Source organism: Allosphingosinicella sp. (assembly GCF_036387215.1).
Classification (GTDB): domain Bacteria; phylum Pseudomonadota; class Alphaproteobacteria; order Sphingomonadales; family Sphingomonadaceae; genus Allosphingosinicella.
In genome coordinates this window covers 1-7,482 of sequence record NZ_DASVUE010000085.1, presented here as the reverse complement: position 1 = coordinate 7,482, position 7,482 = coordinate 1, and the positions used below count along the sequence as shown (strand labels likewise).

Genomic DNA, 7,482 nt, shown 5'->3' with positions numbered 1-7,482 from the left:
TTCGAGGAGGCGCTGAAGCGCGTCCAGCCCTCCGCGATGCGCGAGGTGATGGGCTCGGCCTATGGCGAGAGCGAGCGCAAGCTGCGCGAGATTTTCGAGGAGGCGACCAAGGCGGCGCCCTCGATCATCTTCATCGACGAGATCGATTCGATCGCGCCCAAGCGCGGCCAGGTCCAGGGCGAGACCGAGAAGCGGCTCGTCGCCCAGCTTCTGACCCTGCTCGACGGCCTCGAGCCCCGCGCCAATCTGGTCGTCATTGCCGCCACCAACCGCCCCGAGGCGATCGACGAGGCTCTCCGCCGCCCTGGCCGCTTCGACCGCGAGATCGTGATCGGAGTCCCCGACGAGAACGGCCGGCGCGAGATCCTCGCCATCCACACCCGCGGCATGCCGCTCGACGGTGGAGTCGACCTGCCGGCGCTGGCGCGGCGCACCTACGGCTTCGTCGGCGCGGACCTCGCCGCCCTCGTCCGCGAGGCCGCGATCGAGGCGGTCCGGCGGATCATGCCCAGAATCAATCTCGAGGAGGGCACGATCCCGCCCGAGGTGCTGGAGACGCTGTCGGTCAAGGGCGAGGATTTCGAGGAGGCGCTGAAGCGCGTCCAGCCCTCCGCGATGCGCGAGGTGATGGTCCAGATGCCGAATGTCGGCTGGGACGATATCGGCGGAGTAGACGAGGCGCGCGAGCGGCTTCGCGAGGGCGTCGAGCTTCCGCTGCGCGATCCGGCCGCATTCCGGCGGCTCGGCATCCGGCCAGCCAAGGGCTTCCTGCTTTATGGCCCCCCCGGCACCGGCAAGACGCTACTCGCCAAGGCGACGGCACGCGAGGCGGAGGCGACTTTCATCGCCACCAAATCCTCCGACCTCCTCTCCAAATGGTATGGCGAGAGCGAGCAGCAGATCGCTCGCCTGTTCGCCCGCGCCCGCCAGGTCGCGCCGACCGTGATCTTCATCGACGAGCTCGACAGCCTCGTCCCCGCCCGCGGCGGCGGAATGGGCGAGCCGCAGGTGACGGAGCGGGTGGTGAACACAATCCTGTCCGAGATGGACGGGCTCGAGGAGCTTCAATCGGTGGTCGTGATCGGCGCCACCAACCGCCCGAACCTCATCGATCCGGCGCTGCTTCGCCCCGGCCGTTTCGACGAACTCATCTACGTCTCGGTGCCGGACAAAGCGGGGCGCCGGCACATCCTCGGCATCCGCACCGAGAAGATGCCGATCGCCGCGGACGTGGACCTCGATGACCTCGCCGCCCGCACCGAGCGCTTCACCGGCGCCGACCTCGAGGATCTGGTTCGCCGCGCCGGCCTCTTCGCGCTCCGCGAATCGCTGGGCGCCCAGACCGTGACCGCCGACCATTTCGAGCGGGCGCTGAAGGAGACCCGGCCGTCCGTCACGCCCGAGATGGAGGAGGAATATGCGCGGATCGAATCCCACATAAAGCAGGAGGCGCGCGGCGCCGGCTCCGGGATCGGCTTCATCGCTCCGGGAATGCTTACGCCGCGGGGGCCGAAGGGCGGAAGCGAAGGCTGACGCCGACGGCCAGCCCCATCATCAGCGCTCCGACGATCAGGAACGGAAGCGGCATGGCGAGCCCGTAAAGGCCCACTCCAATGGCCGGGCCGGCGACGTAGGCGATGCCGTTCACTGACGTGACCATCCCCGCCACCACATTCTGCTCGCCCGGCTCGACTGAAAGCAAGGCCCCGCTGGTGAAGCCCGGTCTGAACATTCCGAAGCCCAGCGAGGCGGTGGCGAAGCCCAATGTGAGCCCGTAGACGCTTCCGGCTAGCCCGGTTGCCGTAGCGCCGAGGGCTGCGAGGAACGAGCCCCAGATCACAAGCCCGCGCGGGTGGAGCTTCAACTGCGGGATCAGCCACCATTGCCCAAGCAATGTCGCCGCCGCGCCGACGATCAGGACAAGCGCGATCCATTGCTGGGAATGGGCTGGCGGAAGCGCAAGCCGATCGATCACCAGAAAGCCGATCACGCCCAGCAGCGCGGCCTGGCCGTGGCCGCCGATCACTCCGATCACATGCCAGGGAAGAATACGCGGATCGCGCCACCTCAGCGGCGCTCCCGCCTCGTCGCCGTCCCGGGCAGTGCCCGCCCCTCCCGATCCGCCCATGAAAGGGTAATCGGGAACGCCCCCGCGTGCCGGGTTCTGCGGAGTGTCGTCGGGCAGGCGGGTGACGATCGCCGTCAGCACAGCTGCTCCGATCATGGCGAACACGACCAGCGGCCCCGAAAGTCCGAGCGGCGGGAAGATGAACAGCGGCGCGAGCGCTGGACCGATGATGGTGCCGAGCCCAAAGGAGGAGGCGATTGCGGCAAGCGCATTGGTGCGCTGATCGCCGTCCGTACGAGCGGCGACATAGGCCTGTACCGCGGGCGGCGAGGCCGATCCCCAGATGCCGTAGACGGTGCGCCCAAGCATGAAGATCAGGAACACGAGCATCGGCGGGATCAGCCCGGCAAGCCCGGCCGCAAGCACGGCCCCGCAGATCAGCATCGAGACGATAAAACCGTAAAGCCCGAGCCGCATCAGCGCCCGGCGGCCGCGGCGATCGGAAAGCCGGCCCCAGTGCGGCGCCGCCACCACCCAGGCGATCGCCGAGAGGCTGAAGGCTGCGGCGACCCACAGGTCCGGAATGCGGAGCTCGCGCCCGATCGCCGGCATCAGCGACTGCATTGCGGTATTGCCGGCCGCGGCCACCAGCATCACGGCGAACAGCAATCCGAAGCGTTCCCGCGAGAGGCCGTAGCCGCTCATCCCTCCCAGGCGTAGCCGCGTTCCACGCGGGTCACGATCACCTTGTACCAACGGTACCAGCTTCGCCGCCCCTCCGCCCGAACCTCGGTGTGCCGCTCGTGAGCGCGCCAGGCGGCGACGCCGCCCTCGTCCTTCCAGTAGCAGATGGTGATGCCGGTACCGTCCTCGCTTCGCGCCGCGCTGTCCATTCCGAGGAAGCCGGGGCTGGCGCGAACCGCCGCCTCCATCTCGGCAGCGGCCGCCGCATAACCAGCCTCGTCCGCCTCCGTGCGACGCGAGACGAATATAACCGCGATACTGCCTGGAGGCGGCTCAATCATGCGAACGTCCCGAAAAAGCAGCGGATTGTCCCGGAATCGGCATATTTGCACGCCCGGGATGCCCCACCCTTGCCATTGCCGCGTTGTTTTGCCAACGCACCTTGCCGTCCTAACGCTCTACGGAACCCCCTCATGAATTTCAGCGCCGACCAAGCTCAACGGGATCGCGCCTTCACGCGCCGAGGCGCGGGCGGTCCGCTGTGGATGTTCCTTCGCGGCTTCATCAAGCATCCGGTGATGGTGGGATCGGTGATCCCCTCCTCGAAGGTGCTGATCGACAAGATGCTTGCGCCCGTGGACTGGGCGAGCTGCAAGCTGTTCGTGGAATACGGCCCCGGCGTCGGCACCTTCACCCAGCACATCCTGGAGCGGCTGGCGCCCGACGCGACGCTGCTGACGATCGACACCAATCCCGACTTCACCGAATATCTCAACGGCAAGTTCATGGACTCGCGGCTGGTGGCGGTCACCGGGTCTGCCGCCGACGTGCGCAAGATCATGGCCGAATATGGGTTCAGCGAGGCGGATTACGTGCTCTCCGGCCTCCCCTTCTCCACGCTCCCTGCGGGCGTCGGTCCGGCCATTGCGGGCGCCACCGCCGAGGCGCTCCGGCCCGGCGGCGCCTTCCTTGTCTATCAGTTCTCGCCCAAGGTCCGGCAGTTCATCGCGCCCTTCTTCGAACGGATCGACAAGGGCTTCGAGTGGCGCAACATCCCGCCCGCCACCCTCTTCTGGGCCTGGAAGGATTAACCGGACCGGCGCTCGTTGCCGAAGTTCAGCAATCTCGAGATCCTGTAATCGGCGACCGCCACCAGGAAATAAGCCACACCCCATTTCAGTCGATTGACGAGGCTGCGCTGCGCCCGGTGCACCTCCGGCGTGATCTGCCTGCTCTCGGCGATCTCGCCGTCAACGAACCGGTGCATCGCCGCAGCGAAGGCGCGGTCGTCCACCCGCAGCATCATCTCGAGATTGAGGAACAGGCTGCGCATGTCGAAATTGGCGGAGCCGATGTGGACGACGTCGTCGACCACGAACAGCTTGGTGTGGAGCTTGGTCGGCTGGTATTCGAAAATCTCGACGCCGCGCTTCAGCAGCCAGGAATAGGTGCTCCGCGCGGCGCCGATCGTCGCATTGTTGTCGGACTTCGCGGCCGTCACCACCCGCGCCTTGCCGCCGCGCCGGGCAATGCCGGCGATCCGGCGAAGCATTCCGAGGCTGGGGGCAAAGTAAGCGGCGATCAGGTCGAGCCGCCTCGCCTTCTTCATGTCCCTCCGCACGGCCCGAGCCCAGGGGCTGAGGCGGCGCGTCGGCCCTCCGAACAGCCAGTGGAGCTTGCCGCTGGTGACGCTGTGCTGCTGCAGGATCTTGCGAAGCTCCCGGATTCGCCCGCCGGGATCGGCGGCCCATTCGCTCAAGCTGTCGAAATAGCCGCCGAGGCAGCGGACGCTCGGCCCCTCCACCTGCAGCCCGAGGTCGCGCCATGCGCCCGATTCGGCCGTGTCGAAATAGTCGTCCGAGATGTTGAAGCCGCCGATGATCACCCGCTCGCCATCGGCGAGCGCCAGCTTCTGGTGGTTCCGCAGCAGGTACCGGCGTCCGAACTTTGCGCTGAAGCGGTGGAATTCCACCTGCGCGCTGGCCGAGGCGAAGGCCGCATCGCCGATGTCGCTCCCGAATCCGTCCACCAGCACCACCACCCGAACGCCGCGCTCCGCCGCCGCAAGCAGCGCATCCCTGATGCGCTGCCCCGAGGCATCGCCGAGGAACATGTAGTAGAGGATCCGGAGGCTTTCGGTGGCGCCGTCGATCAACGAAATCAGCGCTTCCAGGCGGCCGGGCCCGTCGGCGAGCAGGGTCAGCCGGTTCCCGTCCACGGTGGCGGCCACCTCTGGGGAGGGCCTGGGTGCGCCGGCATCTGCCATGCCCGGCAGATGAGCCCCGCCGCCGCCGGGCGCAAGGCCTCAAAATATTGACATTCCGGGGCCTCGGCCCTAGCTCACGCTCTTCCCATTCAGCTTGAGAAAGAGCGGAGCTCCTCATGGCACGCGTAACCGTCGAAGATTGCGTCGACAAAATCCCGAACCGCTTCGACCTGGTGCTCCTTGCCGCCCAGCGCGCGCGGCAGATTTCCGGCGGTGCCGACCTCACGATCGACCGCGACCGCGACAAGAATCCGGTCGTGGCGCTTCGCGAGATCGCCGAGCAGACCGTGAAGCCGAAGCATCTCGAAGAGGCTCTGGTCGGCAATCTCCAGCGCGTCCAGATCGACGACGACGACGCTCCGGACGAGGTCGGCTCGCTCAGCCAGTCGGCCGAGGCGCTTCGCCTCACCGCTGCAGCGCCGCCGCGCAACACCAATCTCGGCGGCGATTACGACTGATCCGGCGCGCGCCGTGAGCGGCTGCGCCTTTTCTATATTTGGAACCTCGATAGGCCGCTGCGCCCTCCTGTGGCGCGGCGGCCTTGTCGTTGGTGCAGCCCTGCCCGAAGGTTCGGACGAGGAGATGCGGCGCTCGCTCTCCCGCCGCTTCCCGGATGCCGCTGAGGGTGATCCTACTCCCCATGCCGCCGCGGCGATCGATGCGGTCGCGCGCCTGCTCGAGGGAGAGGATGAGGATCTCTCCTCGATAGAGGTCGATCTCTCCTCGCTGCCGGAGTTCGAAAGGCGCGTTCTGGAGCAGATTCGGCTGATCCGGCGCGGCGAGACCCGGACCTACGGCTGGATCGCCTCTGCCCTCGGCTCCCCAGGGGCGGCGCGGGCGGTGGGGCGGGCGCTCGGGCGCAATCCGATCCCCATCGTCATTCCCTGCCACCGGGTGCTTGCAGCCTCCGGACGAAGCGGCGGCTTCTCGGCGCCCGGCGGCGTCACGACGAAGATGAAGATGCTTCAGATAGAGCGGGCGCGCCGCAGTGCGGCGCCGGAGCTGTTTCAGGATCTCCCGCTCGCGATGCGGCCGTGAGGCCGGTGGACCTGACCTCGGAACGGTCCACCCACTCCATCTCGCCGAGGGACAAAGCGCGCCCGTCGGCGGCGCAGACGGCCATCGGCGCCACCGGCATCCGGCTCGCCCGGTCCACCAGCACCGGATTGCTCGGCACGCCCGAAACCCAGCGCTCGCCCCATTGCCTCAGCGCCACCAGCACCGGCAGCAGCTCAAGTCCCTTGGGGGTCAGCCGGTAGGCGACCTTGCGCCGGTCCGTGGGATCCGGCTCCCGCGTCAAAATTTCGTGCTCGACCAGCCGCGCCAGCCGGTTCGACAGGATGTTCCGCGCGATGCCGAGGGTCGATTGGAATTCCTCGAAATGGTGGAGGCCGTTGAAGGTGCCGCGCAGGATCAGGAACGACCAGCGCTCGCCAACCGCCTCCAGCGCAGCCGGAAGCGCGCAATTGGCAAGCAGCGCCTTGTGTTGCTCACTCTTCATGACCGGCGAGGACCTTAAGCCGCAATTGGACACAGTGTCCAAATAATATCGGTTGCGGAAAGCAACTCTCCTGAACATTGGTTGCTTATCGCAACTGATACAGGGAGACCGAACATGCTTCGCACAGCCATTCTGAGCCTCACACTGCTCGCCTCGCCGGCGTTCGCGCAGAGCCACTATCGCGCTGAACCGGCCGCCAAGCCTGCCGTGACCAAGATCGTTCTGCGCGACACGATCTGGTCCTGCGGCGATTCCGGCTGCTCGGCGGGGAAGAGCGGCAGCCGCCCCGCAATCGTCTGCGAAGTCCTTGCTCGAGAGGTCGGAGCACTCCGCAGCTTCAGCGTCGCGGGGCAGCCGATTGCGCCCGAGCAGCTCGAAAAGTGCAACGCGCGCGCCAATTGAGGGCTTTTTGCGTTGCAACGCAGCAGCACCGCACCCAATGTTGGGGCGGTGCTGAGGCAATATGAACTGCTGGAGAAGGTAAGGGCGTACGATCCGGACGCGGATGAGGCGATGATCAACCGCGCCTACGTCTTCTCGATGAAGGCGCACGGCAGCCAGAAGCGCGCTTCCGGAGACCCTTATTACAGCCACCCGATCGAGGTGGCCGGCATCCTCACCGATCTCCACCTCGACGACGAGACGATCGTCACCGCAATCCTTCACGACACGATCGAGGATACGGTAGCCACGCCGGAGGAGGTGGAGAAGCTCTTCGGCAAGAACGTCGCCCGTCTCGTCGACGGAGTGACCAAGCTCTCCAAGATCGAGGCGCAGAGCGAGAGCCAGCGCGCGGCCGAGAACCTCCGCAAGTTCCTGCTGGCGATGTCGGGCGACATCCGCGTGCTGCTGGTGAAGCTCGCCGACCGGCTCCACAACATGCGCACGCTCCACTTCATCAAAAATGAGGAGAAGCGCCGCCGCATCGCTCGCGAGACGATGGATATCTATGCTCCGCTCGCC

The 7,482-nt window shown here is 66.9% G+C and carries 10 protein-coding genes; 6 read left to right on the top strand and 4 right to left on the bottom strand.

All coding sequences use genetic code 11. The features are described from left to right. Positions 1-1,533: AAA family ATPase (locus VF662_RS03865; protein ID WP_464137882.1), on the top strand; the 1,533-nt coding region annotated here is incomplete at its 5' end. Here VF662_RS03865 and VF662_RS03860 read toward each other — a convergent pair. Continuing rightward, the gene (locus VF662_RS03860; protein ID WP_464137880.1) at positions 1,496-2,773 is read right to left on the bottom strand and encodes an MFS transporter; all 1,278 of its coding nucleotides are present in this window, start codon (positions 2,771-2,773) and stop codon (positions 1,496-1,498) included. The genes VF662_RS03865 and VF662_RS03860 overlap by 38 nt on opposite strands. Continuing rightward, on the bottom strand, positions 2,770-3,093 hold the full coding sequence (locus tag VF662_RS03855; protein ID WP_464137878.1) for an antibiotic biosynthesis monooxygenase family protein: 324 nt from the start codon (positions 3,091-3,093) through the stop codon (positions 2,770-2,772). The genes VF662_RS03860 and VF662_RS03855 overlap by 4 nt, the downstream gene beginning before the upstream one ends. Positions 3,094-3,225: 132 nt before the next feature. Between VF662_RS03855 and VF662_RS03850 the strand changes: the two genes are divergently transcribed. Beyond that, a complete protein-coding gene (locus VF662_RS03850) occupies positions 3,226-3,843 on the top strand; it encodes a class I SAM-dependent methyltransferase (protein ID WP_464137877.1) in 618 nt (205 codons plus the stop codon). Here the strand turns inward: VF662_RS03850 and VF662_RS03845 are convergent. Next, a complete protein-coding gene (locus VF662_RS03845) occupies positions 3,840-5,018 on the bottom strand; it encodes a phospholipase D-like domain-containing protein (RefSeq protein ID WP_464137875.1) in 1,179 nt (392 codons plus the stop codon). The two genes, VF662_RS03850 and VF662_RS03845, sit on opposite strands and share 4 nt — an antisense overlap. 116 nt (positions 5,019-5,134) lie before the next feature. On the opposite strand from VF662_RS03845, the gene rpoZ reads away from it, so the two are divergent. Both rpoZ and VF662_RS03835 read left to right on the top strand, forming a co-directional pair. Further along, complete coding sequence (gene rpoZ / locus VF662_RS03840) at positions 5,135-5,476, top strand: DNA-directed RNA polymerase subunit omega (RefSeq protein ID WP_464137873.1); 342 nt, start codon at positions 5,135-5,137, stop codon at positions 5,474-5,476. A 13-nt stretch (positions 5,477-5,489) separates the two neighbouring features. Next, the gene (locus tag VF662_RS03835; protein WP_464137872.1) at positions 5,490-6,056 is read left to right on the top strand and encodes a methylated-DNA--[protein]-cysteine S-methyltransferase; all 567 of its coding nucleotides are present in this window, start codon (positions 5,490-5,492) and stop codon (positions 6,054-6,056) included. Here the strand turns inward: VF662_RS03835 and VF662_RS03830 are convergent. Further along, complete coding sequence (locus tag VF662_RS03830) at positions 5,962-6,519, bottom strand: winged helix-turn-helix transcriptional regulator (RefSeq protein ID WP_464137870.1); 558 nt, start codon at positions 6,517-6,519, stop codon at positions 5,962-5,964. The two genes, VF662_RS03835 and VF662_RS03830, sit on opposite strands and share 95 nt — an antisense overlap. Positions 6,520-6,633: 114 nt before the next feature. On the opposite strand from VF662_RS03830, the gene VF662_RS03825 reads away from it, so the two are divergent. Together VF662_RS03825 and VF662_RS03820 are read left to right on the top strand one after the other, a co-directional pair. Beyond that, complete coding sequence (locus VF662_RS03825; protein WP_464137868.1) at positions 6,634-6,921, top strand: CC_3452 family protein; 288 nt, start codon at positions 6,634-6,636, stop codon at positions 6,919-6,921. A gap of 48 nt (positions 6,922-6,969) precedes the next feature. Next, the coding region (locus tag VF662_RS03820) for an HD domain-containing protein (protein ID WP_464137883.1) at positions 6,970-7,482 on the top strand (513 nt) is incomplete at its 3' end.